The 24,840-nt window shown below is 53.1% G+C and carries 23 protein-coding genes; 14 read left to right on the top strand and 9 right to left on the bottom strand.

The genetic code is table 11. The annotated features are described in order from the left end of the window. Positions 1–34: 34 nt before the first annotated feature. Positions 35–841: a DeoR/GlpR family DNA-binding transcription regulator gene (locus ACTJI9_RS20810; RefSeq protein WP_307277807.1), complete on the bottom strand. Its 807-nt coding sequence runs from the start codon at positions 839–841 to the stop codon at positions 35–37. Positions 842–1,050: 209 nt separating this feature from the next. On the opposite strand from ACTJI9_RS20810, the gene ACTJI9_RS20815 reads away from it, so the two are divergent. The 7 genes from ACTJI9_RS20815 (at position 1,051) to ACTJI9_RS20845 (ending at position 9,761) form a co-directional block, all read left to right on the top strand. Next, on the top strand, positions 1,051–3,147 hold the full coding sequence (locus tag ACTJI9_RS20815) for a bifunctional rhamnulose-1-phosphate aldolase/short-chain dehydrogenase (protein WP_307277805.1): 2,097 nt from the start codon (positions 1,051–1,053) through the stop codon (positions 3,145–3,147). An 18-nt stretch (positions 3,148–3,165) separates the two neighbouring features. Next, a complete protein-coding gene (gene rhaI, locus ACTJI9_RS20820) occupies positions 3,166–4,458 on the top strand; it encodes an L-rhamnose catabolism isomerase (RefSeq protein WP_337352844.1) in 1,293 nt (430 codons plus the stop codon). 143 nt (positions 4,459–4,601) lie between these two features. Beyond that, a complete protein-coding gene (locus tag ACTJI9_RS20825; protein ID WP_440810648.1) occupies positions 4,602–6,131 on the top strand; it encodes an ABC transporter substrate-binding protein in 1,530 nt (509 codons plus the stop codon). Between the two features lie 80 nt (positions 6,132–6,211). Continuing rightward, positions 6,212–7,153, top strand: a complete 942-nt coding sequence (locus ACTJI9_RS20830; RefSeq protein ID WP_337352842.1) for an ABC transporter permease — start codon at positions 6,212–6,214, stop codon at positions 7,151–7,153. Then, positions 7,153–8,022 (top strand): ABC transporter permease, encoded by an 870-nt coding sequence (locus ACTJI9_RS20835; RefSeq protein ID WP_440810650.1) that lies wholly within the window; start codon positions 7,153–7,155, stop codon positions 8,020–8,022. Before ACTJI9_RS20830 ends, ACTJI9_RS20835 begins: the two co-directional genes overlap by 1 nt. A gap of 2 nt (positions 8,023–8,024) precedes the next feature. Then, entirely contained in the window at positions 8,025–9,254 is a 1,230-nt protein-coding gene (locus tag ACTJI9_RS20840; protein ID WP_307277792.1) for an amidohydrolase/deacetylase family metallohydrolase, read from the top strand. Between the two features lie 9 nt (positions 9,255–9,263). Continuing rightward, complete coding sequence (locus tag ACTJI9_RS20845) at positions 9,264–9,761, top strand: RidA family protein (protein WP_440810652.1); 498 nt, start codon at positions 9,264–9,266, stop codon at positions 9,759–9,761. 3 nt (positions 9,762–9,764) lie between these two features. On the opposite strand, the gene ACTJI9_RS20850 is transcribed toward ACTJI9_RS20845, so the two are convergent. Continuing rightward, the gene (locus ACTJI9_RS20850) at positions 9,765–10,568 is read right to left on the bottom strand and encodes an IclR family transcriptional regulator (protein ID WP_337353474.1); all 804 of its coding nucleotides are present in this window, start codon (positions 10,566–10,568) and stop codon (positions 9,765–9,767) included. Positions 10,569–10,682: 114 nt separating this feature from the next. Here ACTJI9_RS20850 and ACTJI9_RS20855 point away from each other — a divergent pair, with 114 nt between their 5' ends. From ACTJI9_RS20855 to ACTJI9_RS20875, 5 genes are all read left to right on the top strand, one after another. After that, positions 10,683–11,876, top strand: a complete 1,194-nt coding sequence (locus ACTJI9_RS20855; protein WP_440810654.1) for an aminotransferase class V-fold PLP-dependent enzyme — start codon at positions 10,683–10,685, stop codon at positions 11,874–11,876. 24 nt (positions 11,877–11,900) lie between these two features. Beyond that, complete coding sequence (locus ACTJI9_RS20860) at positions 11,901–13,718, top strand: ABC transporter ATP-binding protein (protein WP_440810655.1); 1,818 nt, start codon at positions 11,901–11,903, stop codon at positions 13,716–13,718. 169 nt (positions 13,719–13,887) lie between these two features. Continuing rightward, positions 13,888–15,084, top strand: coding sequence for a glycine C-acetyltransferase (locus tag ACTJI9_RS20865; protein WP_440810657.1), 1,197 nt, complete (start codon positions 13,888–13,890; stop codon positions 15,082–15,084). Between the two features lie 2 nt (positions 15,085–15,086). Further along, the gene (gene tdh / locus ACTJI9_RS20870; protein WP_115054023.1) at positions 15,087–16,121 is read left to right on the top strand and encodes an L-threonine 3-dehydrogenase; all 1,035 of its coding nucleotides are present in this window, start codon (positions 15,087–15,089) and stop codon (positions 16,119–16,121) included. Between the two features lie 456 nt (positions 16,122–16,577). Next, a complete protein-coding gene (locus ACTJI9_RS20875) occupies positions 16,578–17,045 on the top strand; it encodes a hypothetical protein (protein ID WP_440810659.1) in 468 nt (155 codons plus the stop codon). A gap of 160 nt (positions 17,046–17,205) precedes the next feature. Here ACTJI9_RS20875 and ACTJI9_RS20880 read toward each other — a convergent pair whose 3' ends face one another. Then, on the bottom strand, positions 17,206–17,634 hold the full coding sequence (locus ACTJI9_RS20880; RefSeq protein ID WP_440810700.1) for an MFS transporter: 429 nt from the start codon (positions 17,632–17,634) through the stop codon (positions 17,206–17,208). Positions 17,635–17,944: 310 nt separating this feature from the next. Continuing rightward, positions 17,945–18,565: a hypothetical protein gene (locus ACTJI9_RS20885; RefSeq protein WP_336441267.1), complete on the bottom strand. Its 621-nt coding sequence runs from the start codon at positions 18,563–18,565 to the stop codon at positions 17,945–17,947. A 192-nt stretch (positions 18,566–18,757) separates the two neighbouring features. Here ACTJI9_RS20885 and ACTJI9_RS20890 point away from each other — a divergent pair, with 192 nt between their 5' ends. After that, positions 18,758–19,303, top strand: a complete 546-nt coding sequence (locus tag ACTJI9_RS20890; RefSeq protein WP_440810661.1) for an SMI1/KNR4 family protein — start codon at positions 18,758–18,760, stop codon at positions 19,301–19,303. A 107-nt stretch (positions 19,304–19,410) separates the two neighbouring features. Further along, on the top strand, positions 19,411–19,785 hold the full coding sequence (locus ACTJI9_RS20895) for a hypothetical protein (RefSeq protein WP_440810663.1): 375 nt from the start codon (positions 19,411–19,413) through the stop codon (positions 19,783–19,785). Positions 19,786–20,115: 330 nt separating this feature from the next. On the opposite strand, the gene ACTJI9_RS20900 is transcribed toward ACTJI9_RS20895, so the two are convergent. The 5 genes from ACTJI9_RS20900 to cydX all read right to left on the bottom strand — a co-directional run bounded on the left by ACTJI9_RS20900 (position 20,116) and on the right by cydX (position 24,832). Further along, positions 20,116–20,631: an alpha/beta hydrolase family protein gene (locus ACTJI9_RS20900; protein WP_440810664.1), complete on the bottom strand. Its 516-nt coding sequence runs from the start codon at positions 20,629–20,631 to the stop codon at positions 20,116–20,118. A gap of 194 nt (positions 20,632–20,825) precedes the next feature. Further along, positions 20,826–22,112 carry a plasmid replication protein RepC gene (gene repC / locus ACTJI9_RS20905; protein ID WP_440810666.1) on the bottom strand — a complete coding sequence of 429 codons (1,287 nt, stop codon included), beginning with the start codon at positions 22,110–22,112 and terminating at the stop codon, positions 20,826–20,828. A 153-nt stretch (positions 22,113–22,265) separates the two neighbouring features. Continuing rightward, a complete protein-coding gene (repB, locus tag ACTJI9_RS20910) occupies positions 22,266–23,228 on the bottom strand; it encodes a plasmid partitioning protein RepB (protein WP_440810668.1) in 963 nt (320 codons plus the stop codon). A 69-nt stretch (positions 23,229–23,297) separates the two neighbouring features. Then, positions 23,298–24,500, bottom strand: a complete 1,203-nt coding sequence (gene repA, locus ACTJI9_RS20915; protein WP_440810670.1) for a plasmid partitioning protein RepA — start codon at positions 24,498–24,500, stop codon at positions 23,298–23,300. Between the two features lie 203 nt (positions 24,501–24,703). After that, a complete protein-coding gene (gene cydX, locus ACTJI9_RS20920) occupies positions 24,704–24,832 on the bottom strand; it encodes a cytochrome bd-I oxidase subunit CydX (RefSeq protein WP_440810672.1) in 129 nt (42 codons plus the stop codon). Positions 24,833–24,840 lie beyond the last annotated feature (8 nt).

A 24,840-nucleotide genomic window follows, 5' to 3' on the forward strand; every position in this document is an offset into this window, starting at 1 on the left:
TTGATTACAGTATTCCTTAAGACCGCTGCAGCGCTTACGCGACCGAAGCGGAATCCCGTCGCTTGTCCTGAACCTTTGCAACAATGAGCTGCACGCCAGCCTCCTCAACCATTCTCCGATCCGCATCGGAAATGCCGTCATCAGTGATAATCGTCGTTACCCTACCCAGCGGACACAGAATGAGGCTCGATCTGCGCGAAAACTTTGTCGAATCGACCAGCAGAACAAGTTCGTCGGCCTGATTGATGAGCTTCTGTTCGCCTTGAATGATCAGTGCGTCGGATTCCATGACGCCAAATGGCCCCACACCCTGGGAGCCCATGAACATGCGCTTGCCGTAAAAATTGCGGGTCACATCATTATCGAATGGCGAAAGAATAATGCTCTGCTCTCGATAAATCGCACCGCCGGGAACGGTAACCGAACTCTTTGAATTCTTGACAAGATGCTCGGCGATGGCAAAAGAATTGGTCATCACCTGCAAGCGGCGCGATGCAAGGAAATGCACCATCTGAAATGTCGTGGTGCCACCATTTATAATGATGGCATCACCCTCTTCGCACAGGGCAACAGCCTCACGGGCAATGGCACGTTTTTTGTCGGCATTTTCGGATTCAGAAACGTGAAAATGCCGCCCGGCAAGCGGGGCCAATTGTGCCGGATGAACGGCTTCAGCACCACCGCGGACCCTGCGCAGCTTACCTTGCACATGCAGCGCGGCAATGTCACGACGGATCGTTGCCTCTGACGCTTCCGTCAGCTCAGCAATGTCCTGAATGGTGATGACCGGTTTTTCCTGAACAGCGCTCAGAATGATGCGGTGACGCTCACGCTCGTGCATATGGATGGCTCCTCCTGCTTTAATCTATTGCGCAAATTCAATCTCAGTGTCAATCAACTTCAATCAAATAGTTTCATATTGCACTGCACAATGTAAGTTTATGACTGAAATTGATGGTTTGTGATTGACATCAAAGTGCCGTCTGCCGCATAGCTAATCGAAATTCTGAGGGGGTTTTATAGGCCCCGCATAACTTTTGGGAGGCAATCATGGCAGGCAGCATCCAACTTCTGGATAATCGTTGGGATGATCAAAAAGCAGCTGGTCTCGATGAGCCGGGCAAGTTGCTCTATCGTTCCAACCTGCTTGGTGCCGATAAGCGCATAACCAATTATGGTGGCGGCAATACTTCCGCAAAGGTAACGCAGACGGACCCGCTCACCGGCCAGCCTGTGGAAGTATTGTGGGTCAAGGGTTCCGGTGGCGATGTCGGAACCATAAAGCTTGATGGCTTTGCCACTCTTTACATGGAAAAGCTCAACTCCTTGAAGTCGATATATAAAGGGATTGAGGATGAAGATCGCATGGTGGGATTCCTGCCCCATTGCACCTTCAATCTGAACAGCCGTGCCGCCTCGATCGACACCCCCCTCCATGGCTTTGTGCCTTTCAGGCACGTCGATCACATGCACCCCGATGCAATTATCGCCATCGCTGCGTCGAAAAACTCCCGTGAACTGACAAGTCAAATTTTCGGTGACGATATCGGCTGGTTGCCTTGGCGCCGCCCCGGGTTTCAACTTGGCCTTGACCTTGGTGCCTATGTTGCAGCCCATCCAAACTCCAAGGGTGTCGTGCTGGAAAGTCACGGGCTTTTCACCTGGGCAGATGATGCCAAGGATTGCTATGAATTGACGCTGGAAATCATCAACAAGGCAATCAGTTGGTTCGACCAACAGACATCTGGCAAGGATGTCTTCGGAGGTGCGGCAACGAAAAGCCTGAGCGCATCAGAACGCCGTGCCATCGCAGCAAAGCTGATGCCTGAAATTCGCGGGAAAATCGGTATTGCCGAACGCAAGCTTGGGCATTTTGACGATCAGCCTGCCGTGCTGGAATTTGTCAATTCGCACGATCTGCAACCACTGGCCGCGCTAGGCACAAGTTGCCCCGATCATTTCCTGCGCACAAAGATCCGGCCGCTTGTGCTCGATTTTGACCCGGCACAACCCGATGCGGATGCCATAGTCGCCACCCTGGATAGTGCGCTGGAAGCATATCGAGCCGACTATGCCCGATACTATAATGACTGCAAGCATGGCAACTCACCTGCGATGCGTGATCCAAATCCGGTCATTTTCCTCATTCCCGGTGTTGGCATGCTTTCATTTGCCAAAGACAAGGCCACCGCGCGTATCGCGGGAGAGTTTTATGTTAACGCGATCAATGTGATGCGCGGCGCATCATCTGTGTCGGAATATCAGGGGCTGCCTGAACAGGAAGCCTTTGACATTGAATATTGGCTGCTTGAGGAAGCCAAACTTCAACGTATGCCGAAGCCGAAATCATTGGCTGGCCGTGTCGCTTTTGTCACCGGCGGGGCCGGTGGCATCGGGCGAGCAACCGCTGAGCGATTGCTCGGGGAGGGCGCTTGCGTTGTGCTGGCTGATATAGATGCTGAAGCCTTAAAAGCGACCAGTGAGGACCTCGCCAACCGTTACACAGCTGATGCTGTGCGCAGTGTGCAGCTGAACGTTACCGATGAAGCTGGCGTCATTGCCGGTTTTGCCGAAGCGTCAGTTGAATTTGGCGGAATAGACATTCTCGTCTCCAATGCTGGCATCGCGTCGTCTGCGCCTATTGAAACCACTGAACTCTCCATGTGGACCCGCAATATCGACATTTTGGCAACCGGCTATTTTCTCGTGTCACGCGAAGCTTTCCGTCTGTTCCGCCGGCAGAAGATCGGCGGCAATGTTGTGTTTGTCGCTTCCAAGAATGGTCTTGCCGCATCGCCGAATGCCAGCGCCTATTGTGCAGCCAAAGCTGCCGAGATTCATCTTGCACGTTGCCTGGCGCTGGAGGGAGCGGATGCCGGAATTCGTGTCAATACCGTTAATCCTGACGCAGTTCTGCGAGGTTCAAAAATCTGGAACGGGGAATGGCGCGAGCAACGTGCAGCTTCGTCGAATTTGCAGGTTGATGAACTGGAGGAGCATTATCGCAAACGCTCAATGTTGAAGCTGAACGTGTTCCCGGAGGATATTGCGGAAGCTATCTACTTCCTGGCTTCCGACGCGTCGGCCAAATCGACAGGCAACATCATCAATGTCGACGCGGGTAATGCGCAAAGCTTTACACGTTAGCTGTCCGGGGAGGATATTATGGCTGAACTGCAGATTTCAGGCGATCTGATCGCGAGTGAAAACGACAAAGTACGAACTGCCCAAAAGAGCGACTATGATGCGCTGGGCGCACGTCTTGACCGGCACGGCGTCGACATCGAAACGATTACCAACAAAGTGGCGGCGTTTTTCGTTGCCGTACCCTCCTGGGGAGTCGGCACCGGCGGCACGCGCTTTGCGCGCTTTCCAGGACATGGCGAACCACGGGGTATTTTCGATAAGCTTGATGATTGCGCGGTGATACAGCAGTTGACCCGGGCTACGCCAAATGTGTCGCTGCATATCCCGTGGGACAAGGCCGATCCAAAGCAATTGAAAGCCCACGCGGATGCGCTCGGTCTGGGTTTCGACGCAATGAACTCCAACACGTTCTCGGATGCCGCCGATCAGAAGCATTCCTATAAGTATGGTTCACTTAGCCACGTAGATCAGGCTACGCGCAGTCAAGCCATTGATCACAATATCGAATGTATCGACATTGGCGTTGCGATTGGCTCGAAAGCGCTTACGGTGTGGGTTGGCGACGGTTCCAATTTTCCAGGTCAAAGCAATTTTGCCAAATCATTTGAGCGGTATCTCGGATCAATGGCGGAGATATACAAAGCTCTGCCCGATGACTGGCGCATCTTCTCCGAACACAAAATGTATGAGCCTGCCTTCTATTCAACGGTCGTGCAGGATTGGGGTACAAATTACCTCATTGCGCAAACTTTGGGGCCGAAAGCATTCTGTCTCGTCGATCTCGGTCACCATGCCGCCAACACCAATATTGAGATGATAGTTTCCCGGCTTATCCAATTCAAAAAGCTCGGTGGTTTCCATTTCAACGATTCCAAATATGGGGATGACGATCTTGATGCGGGATCAATCGATCCCTACCGGTTGTTCCTTGTCTTCAATGAACTTGTTGATGCCGAGGATCGTGGTGTGCCAGATTTCCACCCCGCGCACATGATCGACCAATCGCACAATGTCACCGATCCTATCGAAAGCCTGATCTCAAGCGCCAATGAAATTCGCCGCGCTTATGCGCAGGCTTTGCTGGTAGATCGCAAAGCGCTCGGCGCCTTCCAGGACGATAACGACGCGCTGATGGCTTCGGACTCGCTGAAGCGGGCTTACCGGACTGACGTTGAGCCCATTCTTGCTGAAGCAAGACTGCGGGCGGGTGGTGCGATTGATCCTATCGCTACCTATCGCAAAAGCCAGTACCGGCTGAAAATCGGCAAGGAACGCCCTGCCAGCTTGGCAGGCGGTGGCGGCATCATCTAATCCGTATCATCTATTAGAAAAAAATAAGGGCAGCGCCTTCAAGCGCTGCCCTTATTTTTTGAATTGACAGCATCCCCAACATTTGTTCTTATTCTATTATAAAGAATTCTAATCCATAATAATAGAATAATAGGGGAATGACCATGAAACCATTAAAGCTAGCACTGCTTCTCGGTTCCGCATTGATTGCACTGAGCCCATCTGCTTTTGCCCAAACAAAAGGCGGCGTGATCAACGTCGCCACGATCGGCGAACCGCCAACGCTGGATGCAATGGCATCAACGGCCGATCTGGTCGGCATTGTTTCGCAGCACATCTTCGAAACGCTCTATACGTTTGACAAAAACTGGAACGCCACGCCATTGCTGGCGGCAAGCCTGCCCGAAGTATCGCCAGACGGCAAAGTCTACACAATTAAGCTGCGCACCGGAGTTAAGTTCCATGACGGAACAGACATGGATGCCACCGATGTCGTAGCCTCTTTAAAGCGGTGGACCCAAATCGCGTCCCGCGGAAAACAGGTCGCCTCCTTGATCACGTCAATTGACGTTGTTGATCCGGCCACCATCAAGATAACACTTAATGCACCTCATGCGCCGCTTCTCTCGCTGCTGGCATTCAACAATGCAGCCGCGATCATCCTCCCGAGCGAAAAACAGCAAAGCCCGATGACCGAACCTGTTGGCACCGGACCTTACAAGCTTAAAGAGCGTAAGGCCGATCAATATATCCAACTTTCACGCTTTGATGACTACAAGTCCCCTGAAGGCGAAGAAACCGGCTATGGCGGCGCGCGTCATCAATATCTCGACGAAATTCGTTTCGTACCCGTTCCAGATGCCAATACGCGGGTTGAAGGTGCCGTGGCTGGCCAGTTCGACTATGTCGACAGTCTGCCGGTTGAAGCCTATGCCCGATTGAAAGATCAAAAAACGACTGAAGCCGTGCTGCTGAAACCTTTTGGCTGGCCAGTTTTTGTCATGAATACAAGCGCAGGCATCACCAAAAATCAGGATATCCGCCTGGCTATCCGTGACTCACTGAGCATGGAAGACATGTTGGCCGCGGCCTTTGGAAGTACCGATTTCTATTCTCTGGATGCTTCACTTTACCCTGATGGCTACAGCTGGAAAACAGATGCAGGAACGGAAGGCGCCTATAATGTTGCTGATCCGGAAAAAGCTGCAGAACTGATGAAAAAGGCCGGATATAACGGTGAACCGATCCGCATTCTTACCAGTCGTCAGTATGAGTTCCATTATAAAATGGCGCAAGTTGCCGCCGAATATCTGAAAGCTGCGGGCTTTACAGTGGATATGCAGGTTGTCGATTGGGCGACACTGACACAGCGGCGAGCTGACCCGAAGCTCTGGGATATTTACATCAGCCATAGTCCGTTCTTGCCAGAACCTGCGCTCATTGGTGCTATGTCAACAAGCGCACCAGGCAATTGGGATACGCCTGCGCGTAAAGTCGCAGTGGATGCATTCAATTCCGAAGTGGACCCGGCAAAACGTGTGGCTCTTTGGGCAGAGGTGCAGAAGGTGATCTACGCCGAAGTACCGATCATCAAGATCGGTGATTTCAACGCGCTCTCAGCAAAATCACCGAAGCTGGAAGGCTTTACACCAGCGCCGTGGCCCTATTTCTGGAACGTCTCGCTCAAGCAGTAGGACCTGTAAGACTTCAATGGCAGCGGAACGAACGTCCTTCCGCTGCCAAACCGGATTTGTTCCTTCTGACAGGACGCCTGATGCTTCGCTATATTATCCAACGCTTTATCGGTATGATCATCGTCATGTTTCTGGTGGTGACGATTGTATTTGTCATCGTGCGTGTTACACCCGGCGATCCGGCGGCTGTCATGCTCGGGCCGGAGGCCACGGCCGCTGATATCGCTGCCTTGCGGCAACAGCTTGGGCTCGATCAATCGATCTTGTTGCAGTACTTCTACTTCATCGGCAATTTGCTGAAGGGAGATCTCGGTCAGTCGATTTTCCTTAATCAGCCAGTACTTGAAGCGCTTGTACAACGTGCAGAACCCACCTTCTTCCTGACCATATTCTCGCTACTGATCGCAAGTATCATTGCAATACCGATTGGAATTTACGCTGCCTATCGCCGTGGCTCGGTGTTTGATCAGGCTGCAACAGCCCTTGCCATGCTTGCGGCAAGCATCCCAAGCTTTTGGCTTGGCCTCATATTAATGCAGATTTTTGCTGTGCGCTTCGGGCTGTTTCCTGTTTCCGGCTATGGGGGGCCTGGCACATCGCTGCTCGAGCGGCTTGAATATCTGGTGCTGCCGGCCTTTGCATTGGGCATCGTCTCGTCCGCATTGATCATGCGTTTTACACGAGCCTCCATGCTCGATGTACTTGGCGATGATTATATCCGCACAGCGCGCGCCAAGGGCGTCGATGAGCGCCGGGTGGTGCTAAAGCATGCCTTCAAAAATGCATTGATCCCCATCCTCACTGTCATTGGCCTGACCGCTGCCGTGCTGATTTCCGGCGCGGTTGTTACAGAGACGGTTTTTGGTCTTCCCGGCGTCGGCAGTCTGGTTGTATCGGCGGTTTTGCGCCGCGACTATCCCGTCATCCAGGGTGCGTTGCTTATTATCGCGGCACTCTACGTGCTCATTAATTTCGCAATCGACATGCTCTACCTCGTCGTTGATCCAAGGGTGCGTTACTGATGACCGATATCGTCTCAACAGCGCAGCAAAGCGAGCGCTCCAAATTCTTCCATGTGCTGATCAAGCGAAAGACCGTACTTTTTGGCCTGATTGTCCTTGCAGTTTTCGTAACGCTGGCGATCTTTGCGCCTTTGATAACGCCCTATGCGCCTAACAAGCTCTCAATCGTTAACCGGCTAAAACCACCCGACGCCAGATGGTTCTTTGGCACCGACGAGTTTGGGCGTGATGTCTTCTCCCGCACAATTTTTTCCGCACGGCTATCACTGCTCGTCGGCTTCGCAGTAGTTGTCCTTGCCTCAGTGATAGGCGTGACATTGGGTATTCTGGCTGGCTTCTTCCAAAAGCTCGACGCGCCGATCACCCGGCTTATCGACGCCATGATGGCGTTTCCCGATATTCTGCTCGCCATTGCGCTTGTTGCCGCGCTCGGGCCATCACTAACAACCGTGATTGTGGCGCTGAGTATTGTTTATGCACCACGATTGGCACGTGTTGTCCGGGCGTCGACACTTGTCATCCGTGAATTGCCCTATGTGGAAGCTGCAACATCGCTCGGTATCTCCAAATGGCACATCATGACGCGGCATATATTGCGAAATCTTCTGTCTCCAATCCTTGTTCAGGGAACCTTCCTCTTTGCCAATGCGATGCTGGCAGAAGCCGGCTTGTCATTCCTCGGTCTTGGCGTCAGCCCCGAAGTACCCACTTGGGGAACAATGATCGCGTCAGGACGCCAATATATCGGCACCGCAGACTGGATGACTTTGTTTCCCGGCATTGCGATCGTGCTTGCCGTTCTCTCCCTGCAAATGGTCGGCGATGGCTTTCGCGACCTGTTAGACCCCCGTCTCAGAAAGGATTTGTGATCATGCCTGCCACTTTTGCAACCGCTGCTTCATCTCAAAGGGAAGGGCGCTTGCTTCTGACCAACGTGAACCCGGTAGCATTCGGCCCGAATACCCCCGCAACGAAAATCGATATCTTGATCGACGCTGATGGAAATATTGCGCAGTTTGGTTCTTCGCTGAACGTTACCGGCGACGTGCAACGGGTCGACGCCAAAGGATCGTGGATTTCTCCAGGCTGGGTCGATCTGCATGCCCATATTTGGCATGGCGGCACCGATATCTCCGTTCGGCCGCAAGTATGCGGCGTTGAACGTGGCGTTACGACGATTGTGGATGCAGGCTCAGCAGGCGAAGCCAACTTTCATGGCTTCCGCGAATATATCATCGATCCGGCAAAGGAACGGATCAAGGCATTTCTCAATCTGGGCTCAATTGGCCTCGTAGCCTGTAACCGCGTCAGCGAGCTGAGCGATATTCGCTCCATTGATATTGACCGGACCGTTGCATGCGTCAATGAAAACCGCGATCACATCGTGGGTCTGAAAGTGCGCGCAAGCCATGTCATCACCGGGTCATGGGGCGTTACTCCGGTAAAACTTGGCAAGAAAATCGCCAAGATCCTTAAAATTCCCATGATGGTTCATGTCGGCGAGCCTCCAGCTCTATATGAGGAGGTTCTAGAGATCTTGGGGCCAGGCGATATCATCACCCATTGCTTCAACGGCAAGGTTGGCAGCAGCATTATTGAAGACGATGATTTGTTTGAGTTGGCTGAACGTTGCGCAGGCGAGGGCATTCGTCTCGATATCGGCCATGGCGGTGCCTCATTCTCGTTCCGCGTCGCGGAAGTTGCCATTCAGCGCGGACTTTTGCCTTTTTCCATATCAACCGACATTCACTTGCGCAGCCTGAACTTTTCGGTATGGGACCTTGGCACAACCATGTCCAAATTGCTGAGTGTGGGCATGCCTTTTGATAAGGTGGTCGAGGCGGTCACGCTCTCGCCGGCCTCTGCCATAGGTCTGCCGACGGACAATCTCTTGTCTGTTGGCAAACGCGCAGATTTTACGATCTTTGATCTTGCCGATTCAGACCTCAAGGTCATCGACTCCATGGGCTATGAGGCCAACCTCAGCAAATTATTCGAACCACGTATGGTTGTTCTGGGCACCGAGACGATTGCGGCCAGCCGTTATCAGCCAGTCGTGCCGGAGACCTCCGGCGCCATTGCGCCCTATTCGTACCGTTAGGATTTCGTCTTGAGTCACAGTATCCCTACAGCACTACAGAGCGAAACCTTGCCCTATGAGCGGTTAAGGGCGCTTGGAATTACGTTGCCCCCGGCGCCAAACCCGATAGCAAATTTTGTCACCCACATTCAGGAAGGCAATCTGCTCTATCTGTCAGGGCAAGGACCGCGTGAGGCCGACGGTTTCAAGCATACGGGAAAAGTCGGCGGCGATGTCGGCGTTGAAGATGCATACCAACATGCACGACTGACGGCCATCAATCTCCTGGCCGTCATGCAATCAGCACTCGGGGATCTGAACAGGGTCAAGCGCGTCGTGAAACTGCTTGGAATGGTCAATGCCGTTTCGGACTTTGCCGACCATCCCCTTGTTATCAATGGCTGCTCGGACTTGCTGATCAGTGTTTTTGGCGAAGCAGGCAATCACGCCCGCTCTGCGGTCGGCTTCGGGTCACTTCCAGGCAATATCACAGTCGAGATCGAGGCGATCATCGCCTTGAAGGATTAGGAATCAGGAATGACTACGCCAACCCATAATGGTTTCGATACGGTCCGCAGAGGCTTTGACCTCACTGGCGTAGCGGTCCGGGTTGTCCGCAATTTTCTGTTCTGCAAGGACTATGGAAATAGTCGCGATGCATACACCTTTATCATCGCAGATCGGCGAAGCAACACAGGCCACTGCATAGTCGGATTCACCCGCCTGAATGGAAATGCGAGCCTTCAAAGCTTCTCCGGCCGCCGCCGACAGGGCCGAGGGATCAATGACTGCACGTCCGGTGGGAGAAGATTTTGCACAGTGCTCGAAAAGATCCAGCCGTTCTTTTTCCGGAAGGTGCCCGACAAGCAGACGCCCCGAAGCGGTCCAATTCAGCGGAACACGCGTGCCGACGCGGGATGTCACCTGGAAATGACCAGGACCATCTGCCATGGCAAGCACCATCATATGGTCGCCATCGCGTCCGCATACCTGAACAGTCTCGCCGGATATGCGGCTCAGATTGTGCATTTCATGATTTGCCACATTCAGGAAATCCAACGACCGCGCATAGGCAAGGCCATAATGATAAAGGCGAGCCCCCAGCCAGACAGTGCTATCGCTGTTGCGCGAAAGCATATTCTTTTCAACCAAATCGTCGATTATCACATAGACGGTCGAAAGCGGAGCGCCGATAGCTTTGGCGATAGCATAAATGCCTGCTGGAGAGCCCGTCTCGTAAAGATAGTCAAGCACCTGCAACGCGCGGTCGATACCGCTGACGCGCGAGCGTTTTCCGGTCGACTCTGCCTTCTCGTAACCGCCGGATGTGTCCATGTCTGATATTTTGGCGGTCACGTTCGCAGCTCCTGCTGGTTGGTTTGAGTTACACCACTCTTATTACATTATAGCGGCATATATGCCAAGAAAATGGAATGCAAGGAGAATACTATGACTGACATTCGCGCATCGCGAGGGTTGCGACCGGTAATCAATGTTTCGGGAACAATGACGGCATTGGGCGCATCGATTGTTGTGCCTGAAGCGGTCGCAGCAATGACCGCCATACTTCCACAGTTTGTGGAAATCAACGATCTGCACAAGCTTGCCAGCCCCGTTATTGCCCGTCTGACCGGCGGAGAAGCGGGCTTTGTAACGGCCTCATGCTCTGCAGGAATTACGCTTGCGGTAGCGGCAGCCATGACGGGCAATGATCTGGCCGCCATTGAACGGTTGCCGGATGCCACTGGCCTCAAGGACGAAGTGATTATTCAAACCGGTCACGTTGTCAGCTATGGTGCGCCCGTCGATCAGGGCATTCGTTTAGCTGGTGCCAAGGCGGTCCTGATTGGTCAGGCAACCTCGTGCTACCCTTATCACCTGGATGGCGCGATCAACGAGCGCACCGCTGCTGCCGTTTTTGTCGTGTCCCACCATACAGTCCAGTATGGTCTGATTGCCCTGAAGCAATTTGCCGAAGTTTGCCATGCTCGCGGTGTTCCAGTTATTGTTGATGCGGCCTCGGAATATGATTTCAAGATATTCCTTGAACAGGGCGCAGACATCGCACTCTATTCGTCGCACAAGTTCCTTGGCGGTCCAACAGGCGGTATTGTTGCCGGAAAGAAGCAGCTTGTACGCGATGCCTTCCTGCAAAATCGCGGCATTGGACGCGGCATGAAGATCGGCAAGGAGAGTATTCTTGGTACGATTGCGGCACTGGAAGCATGGGAAAAGCGTGACCATATCGGTACTCGTGAGCGGGAAACGGGCTATCTCCACCTATGGAAGCAGACACTGACCGGCAAACCGGGTGTCACTGCCGAGATCGAAGCGGATCCGACGCACAACCCCCTTGATCGGCTCCGAGTAACCATCAATCCACACGAAGCCCATATAACTGCCTGGGATTTTGCCGATGCACTGGCAGCAGGATCACGCCCGGTCATCGTGCGTGATCATGAGGCGGAACATGGCTATTTTTATCTGGACCCATGCAATCTGCATCCTGGTGAAGAGACAATCGTCGCAAGCCGTCTTGAGGAGGAGTTGGCCAAGGCCCGCGCTTCCAACCAGATTATCTCCTCGCCTTATGAGGAGCGATATCAGGCGCGCATTAATGCCTTGATGCGCTGGCCCGATTGATCGCACATCTGAAAGGACCAATCCATGGATAAATCCGTTTCCCCTGTCTTGTCAGTTTCGAACCTGACAACGTCATTTCTGGCTGACGGCAAATGGCGGCCCGTGGTGCGCAATGTTTCATTCGATGTCGCCCCCGGCGAAACAGTTGCCATTGTTGGTGAATCCGGTTCCGGTAAAAGCGTAACCTCCTTGTCGATTATGCGGCTTCTGCAGAAAGACAAAAGTCGCATCGAAGGCAGGATATTGCTTGATGGTAAGGACATACTTAGCTTGCCTGAAAGCCAGATGCGCTCGGTCCGGGGCAACGATGTCGCAATGATCTTCCAGGAGCCGATGACCAGTCTCAACCCGCTGTTCACTATCGGCCAGCAGATCAGCGAGGCCCTGCTTTGCCATCACGATATGTCTCGGGCCGATGCACGGGCCGAGACGATCCGATTGTTGGAAAAAGTCCGTATCCCGGCAGCAAAATCGCGGTTCAACGAGTATCCGCATCGTTTTTCCGGTGGCATGCGTCAACGCGTGATGATCGCCATGGCGCTTGCCAGCAAACCAAAACTGCTCATTGCCGACGAACCGACCACGGCGCTCGACGTTACGATTCAAGGCCAGATTCTGGACCTGATAAAGCTTCTGCAGGATGAGGAGGGCGCTTCGGTCCTCTTCATCACCCATGATATGGGTGTTGTTGCCGAAATTGCGGACCGCACGGTGGTTATGTACAATGGCGAAGCGGTTGAAACGGGTCCCACTGAAGACATTTTTGCCCGGCCCCGGCACCCCTATACCCGCTCATTGCTGTCGGCGGTGCCTATCCTTGGCTCTATGCAGGGCCGCGAGCGCCCGCTGCGGTTTCCAGTTGTAGACCGAAATACCGGCACATCAGATACGCCTATCGAGGCCGCGGACACGGTCCAGACCGAAAAGCCGCCATTACTTGAAGTCCGCAATCTCACGACGCGCTTCAACATTCATTCCGGCATGTTCGGCCAATTGGAGGGCAGGGTTCATGCAGTGGAAAACCTGTCCTTCAGCCTGCAACCTGGCGAGACACTGTCCTTGGTCGGCGAATCTGGCTGTGGCAAGTCGACAACCGGTCGTTCCATCATGCGGCTCGTGCAGCCGCAATCGGGCGAGGTCCTTCTTAACGGCAAAGACGTCTTGATGATGGAACCAAAACAGCTTCGCGATATGCGACGCACCATGCAGATGATCTTTCAGGACCCGTTCGCAAGTCTCAATCCGCGTATGACTGTCGGCGCAGCGATCGCTGAACCCTATCTCGAGCATAAACTTGGAACGCGCGCACAGGCCCGCGACAGGGTTGCGGATCTTTTGGAGCGGGTTGGCCTGAATGCCGATATGGCGGCACGCTACCCGCATGAATTCTCCGGCGGTCAGCGCCAGCGCGTGTGCATTGCGCGCGCCCTGGCCCTCGATCCCCGGATTATTGTGGCAGATGAATCCGTTTCTGCACTGGATGTTTCCATCAAAGCGCAGGTGATTAATCTCTTGCTCGACCTGCAATCCAGTCTCAATCTTGCCTATCTTTTCATCTCACACGATATAGCTGTCGTCGAGCGCGTCAGCCATCGCATTGCTGTTATGTACCTTGGGGAGATCGTTGAAATCGGATCACGTTCGGCGATCTTCGAAAATCCCCAGCACCCCTACACGAAGAAGCTGATATCGGCTGTACCCGTGCCAGATCCTTCCCGGCGCGGTATAAAGCGGCCGGTTTCCAATGACGAAATTAGAAGCCCTGTACGCACACCCGATTTCGTCACGCCGGTGAGACAATATAAGGAAGTTTCCACCGGGCACATTGTTCAAGTTGCCTAGAACAATTCAGCAAATTGCCGGCGCCGAGAGCGTTTCATAAGAAATATTGCCAGAAAGACCGAGTAACCGTTCCTTATCGTGCGGTTTTCCGCAGGTTTCATGCGAGGGCTTGAGACATTTGTCTGATCGTGAGATGAACTGACAACACCAGCCCAGAGCAGGATCCGTCATGACCAATCCATTTATCGATCACCTTATCAACGAAATCGAGGGACTGAAGACGTCAGGGCTCTACAAATCCGAGCGCGTCATCACCTCCAAACAAGCAGGGCAGATAGAGATCGCGTCCGGCGCCAAGGTTCTCAATTTCTGCGCGAATAATTACCTCGGTCTTGCCGATAATGACGAGCTTGCCGAAGCGGGCAAAGCCGCTCTTGATCGCTACGGTTACGGCATGGCTTCGGTCAGGTTTATCTGCGGCACGCAAGAAGAACACAAACAGCTTGAGGCCCGCATCTCAAGATTTCTTGGTCTTGAGGACACCATTCTTTATTCCAGCTGTTTCGACGCAAATGGTGGCCTGTTTGAAACCCTGCTTGGTGAAGAAGATGCAATTATTTCCGATGCGCTGAACCATGCCTCGATTATTGACGGGGTGCGTTTGTCAAAGGCCAAGCGCTTCCGTTATGCCAATAATGATATGGTCGCGCTGGAAGAAGAACTGAAAAAGGCTGAGGGAAGCCGCTTCAAGATGATTGCGACCGATGGCGTGTTCTCCATGGACGGGATCATTGCCAATCTGCAAGGCGTTTGCGATCTTGCCGAAAAGTATGGTGCAATGGTTATGGTCGACGACAGCCATGCGGTCGGTTTTGTTGGCAAGAATGGCCGTGGCGCTGCAGAATATTGTGGTGTCGAGGGCCGGATCGATATTATCACCGGCACGCTCGGCAAGGCTCTTGGCGGCGCTTCGGGCGGTTACACATCCGGCAAAGCCGAAGTAATAGACTGGTTACGCCAGCGCTCGCGCCCCTATCTTTTTTCCAATACGCTTGCGCCGGTTATCGCCGCTGCATCGCTCAAGGTATTCGATCTTATCGAACAGGGCTCTGAACTCCGTAACCGGCTCACTGAGAATGCCGCACATTTCCGTCGCGACATGACCAAGCTTGGCTTTACGCTCGCAGGCGCGGACCACGCCATCATACCGGTCATGCTGGGTGAAGCGACACTGGCACAAGAAATGGCAGCACGGATGCTGGAGAAGGGCGTATATGTCGTCGGCTTTGCATTTCCTGTTGTGCCAAAAGGCCAGGCGCGTATCCGTACCCAGATGTCTGCGGCACATACGAGTGAGGATGTAGCGCGTGTTATCGAAGTCTTTGCAGAAGTTGGGCGCGAGCTCGGCGTCATTGGAGCAAAATGAACATGTCAAACATGATGAAAGCACTGGTGAAGGCCAAGGCAGAGCCGGGGATTTGGATGGAGCGTGTGCCGGTACCTGAACCGGGACCGAATGACGTTCTTATCAAAGTCAAGAAATCCGCCATTTGCGGCACAGACGTTCACATTTATAATTGGGATCAATGGGCGCAAGCGACAATTCCCGTACCTATGGTTGTCGGTCACGAGTTTTGCGGCGAAATCGCTGATGTCGGTTCTGCCGTAACCAAATATAAAGTCGGACAACGGGTATCAGGAGAAGGCCACATCGTCTGTGGTGTCTGCCGCAACTGCCGTGCCGGTCGTGGTCACCTGTGTCGCAATACGCTAGGCGTCGGTGTTCATCGCCCCGGCTCATTTGGTGAATATGTCTGTATTCCCGAGTACAATGTTGTTCCAATACCTGACGACGTGCCTGACGAAATCGCTGCCATTTTTGATCCTTTCGGCAATGCGGTTCACACTGCTTTGAGTTTCGACCTTGTTGGCGAAGACGTGCTTGTCACCGGCGCTGGCCCCATCGGCATAATGGGAGCGCTCGTCGCAAAACGGTCTGGCGCTCGCAAAGTCGTCATTACAGATATCAATCCTTCGCGGCTGGCGCTCGCCACCAAGTTGGGAATTGACTATGTTGTCGATGCTTCCACACAAAATCTCGCCGATGTGATGCAAGAAATCGGAATGACTGAAGGCTTTGATGTTGGCCTTGAAATGTCTGGTGCAGCGGTGGCATTCCGGGACATGATTGACAAGATGAACAATGGCGGGAAGATCGCCATTCTTGGCATTGCTCCCACCGGATTTGAGATCGACTGGAACAAAGTGATTTTCAAGATGCTCAATCTTAAAGGCATCTATGGACGTGAGATGTTCGAAACCTGGTATAAGATGATTGCTTTTGTACAGGGTGGACTGGATCTTACTCCGATCATCACACACCGGCTCCCGATTGATGATTTTCAAACCGGATTTGATGCCATGCGCTCGGGCAGCTCCGGCAAAGTCGTTCTCAGCTGGTAATTCGTTCTCAGCTGAGAACAGGCTTTAGGCCACGCAAGAGCAGGTCAAGCTGAGCGCTGCCCTGCGTCATGCCTGTTTGAATTTGTCACGCAAAACACTGCATTTTGCCTTCGTTGAAAGTTTGCAGGACGCGATAAAATCGGGCGCAAGCTGCGAAGGTCTTGCCATTTTTGACGCTCATGAACATTTCATTTCGCTATCGGCCCTTGCTGGCATATTGTAAAATGACACGATATTTGGCCTTTTTGGCCACTATGTTGCCCTTGGGTCAGGATTGCTGACGTTTCTCAATGGTTTCAGCCGCACTGCACATGTCTTCAGGGGCGATTTTCGGTAATATTTTAGAGCGAAATGGCAGCCTTCGTATCAACTATCGCCTCTTATAATGCTGGTTGAGGCTGTCGCATGACTCTTGGGCGAACAACATACATTCCGTCGCACCACGAGGAAGTAGCTTTGAAGATTGTCACCACCAGCTTGTTGATTGTGGGTCTTTCCGTTCCAGCCTTTGCCGAGAAGGCGGCGCGATCGCTACCCAAGGAACGGTTTATTGACCGCATCGCCGGAATCTACATCGAGCGCGAGCCCGATTTCCATGTCGTCGTGAGACTGACCGGCGACCGGGACGCCGGCACGCTTCAATACCAGTTGGGAGAGGACCGGGTGCGCGTCGAAGTCCAGGCGGGCGCGACACATACCGTTGATCAATTGCGGGCCGCCTTTGATAAGCGCGAGACGATCTCGCGCTTTCTCCCCGCCGGCTACGGCGGGTACGTCGATGAGCGCACCGGCAATCTTGTTTTGACGGTGGACATTGGAAGTGAGATTGTCCCTGGTAGCGAAGTCGCCCTTTCGGATGCCTTGGGCGTGCCGATCCGCATCGTTGAACAAGAGCGCGCTGTAGTCAGACCGGCACCGCAGTAGACAGAAGAATAGTAACCTCACCGCTTCCCAGCGCCTTTGATATTGAGGCTCTGCGCGCTGCAGGCTGCAGGAGTTTGCCCGCTATCATGGATTGGGGAGCGGGCGTTATGGAACGACATTGTGAGGGCATCGCGTTGGCTTCCCGCTGAACAACGCTTGATCAGGCAACCGCCTTGGTGTCGGAGGGGATCGATATCGTCGCGACGGCCGCAACGACAGAGGCGATGCCCGCCAGAATGAATGTCGTGGACAGCGATGACGTGATCACCATGCCGGCCAAGGCGGAACCAAGAGAGAAACCGGCCAGATTCAGGCTCATCGAAATCGACATGACGCGGCCGAGCTGTTGCGGATCGGTTCGATGCTGCCGAAGCGTCAGAAGAGCAACATCGATCGGGCCGGACATGACGCCGGCAAGCATAAGGCCAATCGCCAGCCCGCCAAACCCAAACTCAGCTGCCACGGGCCATGCCGCCAAGGCCGTAATTACCATTCCGATAGCCATAATGTGACGCTCTCGATCGGTCGTTCGCAGGTGTCCTGCGAGAAGTGCGCCAGTTCCGCCAGCAATCCCCATGGCAGCCCACAGGAAGCCTTAACAACGACTTGATCCTTTTGACGGTGCAAGAACGCAAATGCCAGACAAAGCTCAGGCTTCAGATCGCTAAGCGCGTATAGGCAGCAATCTGGCACACACCGCTCCAGTCTAGCTGATAAATGGCCTCGCCTTCGCAGATGAGCGAGAAACCTCACAACTGACCACGATCAAGGAATCGGCTGGCGGCGACGTCCGTCTGGGATCGAATTTATGGCTCATCGTTATCCGCTCGTTGGATCTGCCTGCCTTCGTCGCAAAATCCCGAAATTTTAGGAACTGCGCGACAAGGCAAGCCTGCTCATTACTTACGCTCCCGCACAACGCAAGAAAGAGAGCCCTCAAATTCTTTGCAGTTGTAACGCTCTTCCAGATAACCCAGTTTTACTTCAGATCCCAGCGAGCGGGACTCCGACTCATCGGCGTCGGGCCCAAGGATGCTGAACACCTGGACAACCGGTACAAACATTTCTTCGCGCGTTTTCGGATGGTAGTCATAAGTATTTCCAGCTTCGACAAGTGCCGATCCCTGTTTTTCAGGGGGTATCCCACTCTCGAGGGATGGAAGGAAACGAAAATCGTAGCTTCCTCCAGCTGGATAATCGAAGCGCACAATACTGACTTGCCCGAATGCCAAAACGGAAAGTCGCCTGTCACGTTCCGATATCGGCTTTCGAACATCCAATCGCGAATCGGATCGAGATGGGTTGGGCTGGTCAGGCTGTGGTTCCCACTCATCGACCGGAATTTCTCTTGGCACCACGAAAACAGTTCCGCCGCGATTAAGTAGCAACCCGTCGAGATAAATGGTGACGTCTGATTTCATCAGATGTGCGTTATCGGCATGACCGTTGGAGGAAGAGACTAGTAGAATGGCAGAAAGGACAACGTTTAATTGAAACACATCATTTCTAAAATTAAACATTTAGGTCAATCCTTTCCGTCATCATTGCGCGCATGCCAAATTTCGAGGACAAGCAGCTACACATAATCATATTGCGAACGGTCTGTTCCTGAAAGACGCGCCATGGCAAAGTCTACCATGCTAGTACAACGTTCGGAATCTCTGATGGAGTTTTGAGGTGGTCTGCGGGATTTTTGCGAAAGGCGTGATGCCGTGAACAGATTTATCAGCCCTGTCGGCGAGGGTTGGGAGGCGGGAGAACCCATTGCGTCGGCGATCTCTAGTTGGGAACAATCGGCGGGTTACGCGTTGCCGTCCGACTATCGCGCCTTCTTGGTCAACTTCAATGGCGGCCGCCCTTATCCCAATATGTTCAGACATACCTCACTCATCCCCGAGGAAGGGAGCCCGAATCCGACCGAGCATTTTGTGGACCCTCTCTATTCATGGGGCCGGACTGTGGAGTCGAGCCATGAACTAGAAAACCGATTGCCCGATGGGTGTCTTTCAATCGGAGCTGATCCCGGCTTGCTCGAAATCGTTCTTTCATTACGTCCCGAAGATTTTGGGGCGGTCTATAGCTGGGTGCGAAATTGGGCGAGCTGGGGAAGCGCCGAAAACAACTATCTATGCCCTCAGGCATCGTCCTTCGGTGCGTTCGTTGCTGCGCTTTTCGACGACGATGAGCAAAATGGCCATAACTATTGGCATACGCCACGCCGAGAGAGTTTGAAACGCACGCTTAATATCCAGATTTGAAACCCGCCGCGCAATTCCTGAGACGTGTTACGTCACATATGTTTGTCGCAGCTGGCGGGACTTTCGCGACAAGGATCGATCTGCTTAAGTGAGGCAAGGTGTTTGAGATGGTGCTAAAGAAACGTGCCTTGGTGATCTACGTGGCGAATATACTGGTGTCGCCGGCATTGGCCGAAACGCTCAACCTAAAAGTTGAAAGCGGCGCGATTACCGGTGTTACGGACCGGCAGACGGGACAGCTTGTCCTTTACATTACAGAAAAAAGCAGCCGCGATCTCGCCGACTTCACCGAGCGACATGTCGGCAAGAAGATAGATATCCTTGTTGGTGAGAAGTTGGTGGGATCGCCCACCATCCACTCGCCAATTTACGGCCCGCAGATACCGATTGCGCTACCGATGACGGACATGGAGCGAAGAGAAATTGTCGCAAAACTCATTGAAGGTGCCGCCACTTTGCAGCTTCAAACGAGTGACGACTAAGAATGTGCAAGCTTGACCTTGACGCGTCGCACAACTCCTAAGTTTTGCGACAAAATCGCCGGTGCTGATTTTTCAGGGAAATATCTGTCGCAAAAGTCGCGTGCGAAAGTCAGACTTGCGCGACTGACTTTTGCGACACGGCGCGGCCAGGATGCCGGGCCGCTGCGGACGTGGTGCAAGTTTCAGGCTTTTCGCGACATAGTAATGTCGGCGATGTATTGATCGAGGTGATCTTTCCGTAGCGCAGGTTTGAACATCAGAGCATGGCCCATGGGGGCAGCAAAAAACCTCCCTTGACCTCCGGTTGACAGAAACCTTTCGAAATTCCCTCTACAGTGCCCCGATCCGGTAGTACTGGTCATAACTACCGTGCAGCCAAAGCGTCGAAATTCCGCTAGGTGCACCACGTTCGAAGATTAGCGGATTGACGGTTTCATGGCTGGAGCAACCTCTGCCAAGCCAGCCGCCGTTGAAATTGTCCGCACCTCGAAATGTATTCGGCCGCATCCCCGCATGTGCTATCGCCAAGATGCCGCCGCGAGAAGCACCCCCGATAGCAAGTTGATCCTGATCCACGTCAGGCCGCTCGCGCAGATGCCGCACGACTGCATCCACATCCTCTATCGCCCGCTCGAAGCCAGCAATCGCAACCTCAGCATTGCAGGAATAGCCGGAGCCATCGAGAGCAAGCCCTTCTCCGTAGATTCCACCCGATTTCCCTCGCCCGGTAGAGCCATGGTTGAAAATGATCGACGGATATGGACCGTCATGTTGAGGCTTGGCTGCAACGACTTCTAAGCCGACCCCAGCCTCGCCGGATGGTATGAAAAACTTCTGATACTTCATTGAGCCTCATACGCGATCGTCTGTCGCAAAAATCCCAAGACTTGCGACACTTAAGAGTATGACGGGTAAAATATCGTGGCAAAAAAGGCAATTTAACTGGAACTGGCAAAATTTGACCCCATGATTCTCAACGGGTTATACTATGCGAGGCCAAATATCGTGTCACTCGACACATATGCACACGGGTTTCTCAGCTATAGATTCGCCGCCAAATTCAAGTGCGTGCCCTGAGCTCTTAATTGAGCCAACAGCATCGGCCAAACCGAGAATTCTCCTTTGAAAGCTCTGTCCGTAAGAGATCTCAGATATCCTCCGGCCGAAGTGATTTGTGCTGCGCGCTCCAAAATACAAGCCACGACAACCGCTGCATTTTCCTGACCCAAAATATCGCAAGCTTCTTCATAGGCCGACGGACTGACGCCCAACATCGACCGTACCACGACAGCAGCCCCCATTAAATCGGACCATGTTGTAATTCCATTTGTGGCGTAGGCTTCAATCTCCGGGCAGGCTTGCCGAACCAGGCCGAGCGGGACCGGCTTCATGTCCTGACCAATTTGCGTGTTCACGCGTTCCGGTACACCAGATATTGCTCGCAGATTCACCCCTGCGCTAATCTCGGCGCTCCTCCAATCTGGTTCGGATTTCTCCTCTGGTTTATTTTCTGAGCCAGGTTCAGATTCAAGTTGATGTTGTGTATTTGAATTATGTTTGTGACGCTCAAAATGAGATTCATTGGCGCTTGTTTTTTGGGAATTTACCTTGTTTTCCAACAGGCTGAGTATTTCGGCTTCAATGCATTCCAGTCCGTCAATCGCCGGCTCTAGATCCGGTGCAGTCGACCGCCTGGAAATGCCTTCTATAACCATCCTGAACCGTCCATAATGGCTGTTCCAGTCAAGCTGCGGCAGTTCTTCCATGCCGAGTTCTACGAGCTTGGCGATGTTGCGGCGTAATAAGGTTATACGTTCTTTCAAAAGCTTTAACTGCAATCTCTCCGTCTTTGCCTGGTTGGCAAGTGCTTCCAGCTCGGTTGAACGCACCAACAATGGTGCCAATGAGAAGCCAAATGCCTCTCCGTTCTCGCCAGCCCGGGTTTTACGCAGGTAGCGTTTGCCATTTGGGCTGTCTTTGCGGAATATAAGCCCGGCCTCTACCAGAGCGCTCAGGTGCCGGCGCAGTGTTGCGGGTGCCATCCCATGGGCGCGAAGTGAGAGCTGCGCATTTGACGGGAAAACCACCAAGCCGCGTTCTTCTTTCAATTCGGTTTGCGGATAGAATGTCAGCAAGGCGTTGAGCACAACCAGCGCCCGATCTGATAGGCCAAGGCTTTGCCGCGCTTCACACAGGTTGCGAAACAGCTTCCATTTATCGATTGATGCTTCGCAACCAACGTCCTGAGCCAGGGCTTGCGTGGCCAACATGCCAAGCGACAGCGATCGCCGCCCGAAAGGCGTCGTTACTGCATGTCCGGTCTGCATTGTCTTTTACCTTCTTCAAGGCAAAAGAAATCCACTCGCTTAAACGGCGCCAAAAAGTCTTGACAGTGATTCGAGGAAATGCGATTCTCTAGTTGCTAGACATGAGAAGGGCTTCCGCGACGGCAACGTTCGGGAGCTTTTTTCTTTTGCGGGTTAATCTCCTGTTTTTGCTACAGTTTCCGATTCCTTGAAGGCCCGGTAGAGCTCTTCGAGGTTATCGGCAAGATATGCACCGAAGCGTGAGGCATTCTTGGCTTTTAGTGCCAGGGTGAATGCTCGCCCGCTGTTCGTCATATCAACCTTGATGGATTTGTCAGTCGATTGCCAGGTTTGCGCAGTCGATGTTTTTTTCTTCACAGGCCCCGTGGCTTTGCTGAGTGCATGGAAAACCATGTTGAAGCGCGTATCGCCATCGGCGGACTTTGCTTCGGCACCGGAAAGAACCGTGTAAGCTTTCTCAATGCTTCCTGGAATTTGCAAAAACTTGGAGAGTTGCCACCAGCGGTCCCTGCCCGTTGCCTTGGCTGCACCGATGGCCAGGATCATATTTTCTGGAACCGAGCCTGATACGGTCAGCATTTTGGAGAAAGTCGTTGCATCGAGCGCAAGTGCTGATTTCACAACTGTCTGGTCGTAGCCCAGATCGGCCAGCCGCTTGGCAAACAATGTGCGTTCAATAAAGGACAGATTTGAACGCGCAGCGTTTTCCTGTCCCTGGGCGATGACATGGTCTTGATCTGCAAGCGGCTTGACGATGGCACGAACAGGCCGTCCAAGCACACGTGCAGCTTTGGTCCGGCGATGGCCAAAGACAATTTGATAACGTCCGGAAACCGTTGGATGCGGACGCACCAGAATTGGCGTGTCTTGCCCTCTTTCTCTTATCGCTGCCACAAGATCCTGAAGCGCGTCGTCATCGTCATTGATCCGGTCAGTTACGAATGATCCATCGATAACATCAGGATCAAGATCGACCACACTGCCTTTTGCCAGTTCTTCGAAAGAGCTTTTTATAGAGCGCGATGCGCCGCTGGCGGCATAGGAGACCGCATCATTGCGATCGTCGCTGGCTGGCGTGACGTTCATGACGCTACGGAAAATGTCTTTACGAGCCATCTGCCTGCCTCGCAATCAGCTGTCCATCTGTACCTAAAACGTCGGTTTTTACCGCAGTAAATTTCTGCATTATCTACGCCCCCACGCACGATGGACCAAGGCGGCAATTTCGGAATTGACTGCGTCCAGCGATTCAATTGCCCGCTCATAGGTTGACCGGGTGAAACTGGTTTTCTCGACTTCGTACAGGGTCTGCTTCGTCAGACCTGCATCTGAAACCGCTGTCGATTTCAACATGGGACTGGCAAGGATTTCTTCCGCAAGCATAGACTGCATGAAGCCGACCATTTGTGCCTGGGGTATATCTGACGGCTCATAACGGGTAATCAGATAACGGAACCAGTCCAGTTCGACCTTTGCGCCGGCCTGCTTGACGGTCTTCAAAATGCCGCCAAGCATCAGGAGAAACTGCGACATTGACATGAGGTCCAACATTTGAGGATGAACCGTTATCAAAACGGACGTTGCAGCAGACATAGCAGTCAGCGTCAGATAGCCAAGCTGCGGCGGGCAATCGATGATGACCACATCATAGCGGGCGTCAACCTCCTCCAGGGCCACAGCAATGCGGGTAAAAAACTGGCGTCCTTCACGCGAGGACCTGTCCTGCATGGCCAGCGGCGTATCATACTCATATTCCTGCAATTCGAGATTTGCCGGAATGATATCGAGTCCAGGGAAATTGGTGGGCAGGATAATGTGGGATAGGGGTTTGCGCTCTTCGTCGTAACGAATAGCCTCATAGAGCGACAAGTTGCGATCCAGCTCCGGCTGGAAGCCGTGCAGGGCAGAAAGAGAAGCCTGAGGATCGAGATCTATTGCAAGCACGCGATGTCCGGTCAACGCCAGATACTGGGACAGATGGGCAGCTGTCGTTGTCTTGCCCGATCCACCCTTGAAGTTGACGACGGCGATGACCTGCAGCTTGTCACCGGCTCTGCGATGCGGAACGTATTTTTTAAACCCGGTCCGTCCATTGCGGTCAAGATAATGGCGTAAGTCGAGCATTTGATCGGCGGTGTAGAAACGACGCCCGGACGATAGCTGAGCAGGCACAGGGCCTTTGCCCTCAAGATGAAGGCGCTTGAGATTGTTCTGTGTCACGCCCAGATAATGCGCTACTTCCGCCATGGAAAATTGGCGCAAAGTCCTTCTGGCATCCGGTGGAAATTTTTCCATCCGAAGCTGGTTCAACCGGCGTGAGATCTCTGCACCCTGGTCAAGTATCTTTTCATCGAACTCGAACTTCGGCAGAGGCACTGCGACATTCATCGAAACCGAAACCTCTAATAGCGCTTTTTGAGAACAATTGCCTCGCTAACCGCCATTAGGCTCCGATTCGCACATGACAGCAAGATGATTAGTCTGATGGCATAGGCATTCTTTTGCGTCGCCAACGGCGAACAGACGCCGCCGGCAACAAAAAGGCCGACAATTTACTACAGTAAATATCGGTCTTTCACTCACAAACCAGATCACTTTGCGTCTGGATTCTCAATGTTAATGCGGGATTTGTCGTCGTCGACGAGCTCGTACCACATTGCATTCAATACGGCGAAAGCTGCCGCAAATGGCAATCCCAAAAGCCAGGCAAAATACCACATAACAGTTC

This window comes from Phyllobacterium sp. 22552 (assembly GCF_052044585.1).
Lineage (GTDB): Bacteria > Pseudomonadota > Alphaproteobacteria > Rhizobiales > Rhizobiaceae > Phyllobacterium > Phyllobacterium ifriqiyense.

Coding starts and splice junctions, on each gene's coding strand:
- ACTJI9_RS20855 (WP_440810654.1), top strand. CDS start 10,683: ATGACTGACATTCGCGCATCGCGAGGGTTGCGACCGGTAATCAATGTT.
- ACTJI9_RS20895 (WP_440810663.1), top strand. CDS start 19,411: ATGGTGCTAAAGAAACGTGCCTTGGTGATCTACGTGGCGAATATACTG.
- ACTJI9_RS20830 (WP_337352842.1), top strand. CDS start 6,212: ATGCTTCGCTATATTATCCAACGCTTTATCGGTATGATCATCGTCATG.
- ACTJI9_RS20810 (WP_307277807.1), bottom strand. CDS start 841: ATGCACGAGCGTGAGCGTCACCGCATCATTCTGAGCGCTGTTCAGGAA.
- ACTJI9_RS20850 (WP_337353474.1), bottom strand. CDS start 10,568: ATGGACACATCCGGCGGTTACGAGAAGGCAGAGTCGACCGGAAAACGC.
- repC (WP_440810666.1), bottom strand. CDS start 22,112: ATGCAGACCGGACATGCAGTAACGACGCCTTTCGGGCGGCGATCGCTG.
- cydX (WP_440810672.1), bottom strand. CDS start 24,832: ATGTGGTATTTTGCCTGGCTTTTGGGATTGCCATTTGCGGCAGCTTTC.
- ACTJI9_RS20840 (WP_307277792.1), top strand. CDS start 8,025: ATGCCTGCCACTTTTGCAACCGCTGCTTCATCTCAAAGGGAAGGGCGC.
- rhaI (WP_337352844.1), top strand. CDS start 3,166: ATGGCTGAACTGCAGATTTCAGGCGATCTGATCGCGAGTGAAAACGAC.
- ACTJI9_RS20815 (WP_307277805.1), top strand. CDS start 1,051: ATGGCAGGCAGCATCCAACTTCTGGATAATCGTTGGGATGATCAAAAA.
- repB (WP_440810668.1), bottom strand. CDS start 23,228: ATGGCTCGTAAAGACATTTTCCGTAGCGTCATGAACGTCACGCCAGCC.
- ACTJI9_RS20860 (WP_440810655.1), top strand. CDS start 11,901: ATGGATAAATCCGTTTCCCCTGTCTTGTCAGTTTCGAACCTGACAACG.
- ACTJI9_RS20865 (WP_440810657.1), top strand. CDS start 13,888: ATGACCAATCCATTTATCGATCACCTTATCAACGAAATCGAGGGACTG.
- repA (WP_440810670.1), bottom strand. CDS start 24,500: ATGAATGTCGCAGTGCCTCTGCCGAAGTTCGAGTTCGATGAAAAGATA.
- ACTJI9_RS20900 (WP_440810664.1), bottom strand. CDS start 20,631: ATGAAGTATCAGAAGTTTTTCATACCATCCGGCGAGGCTGGGGTCGGC.
- tdh (WP_115054023.1), top strand. CDS start 15,087: ATGTCAAACATGATGAAAGCACTGGTGAAGGCCAAGGCAGAGCCGGGG.
- ACTJI9_RS20885 (WP_336441267.1), bottom strand. CDS start 18,565: ATGTTTAATTTTAGAAATGATGTGTTTCAATTAAACGTTGTCCTTTCT.
- ACTJI9_RS20835 (WP_440810650.1), top strand. CDS start 7,153: ATGACCGATATCGTCTCAACAGCGCAGCAAAGCGAGCGCTCCAAATTC.
- ACTJI9_RS20825 (WP_440810648.1), top strand. CDS start 4,602: ATGAAACCATTAAAGCTAGCACTGCTTCTCGGTTCCGCATTGATTGCA.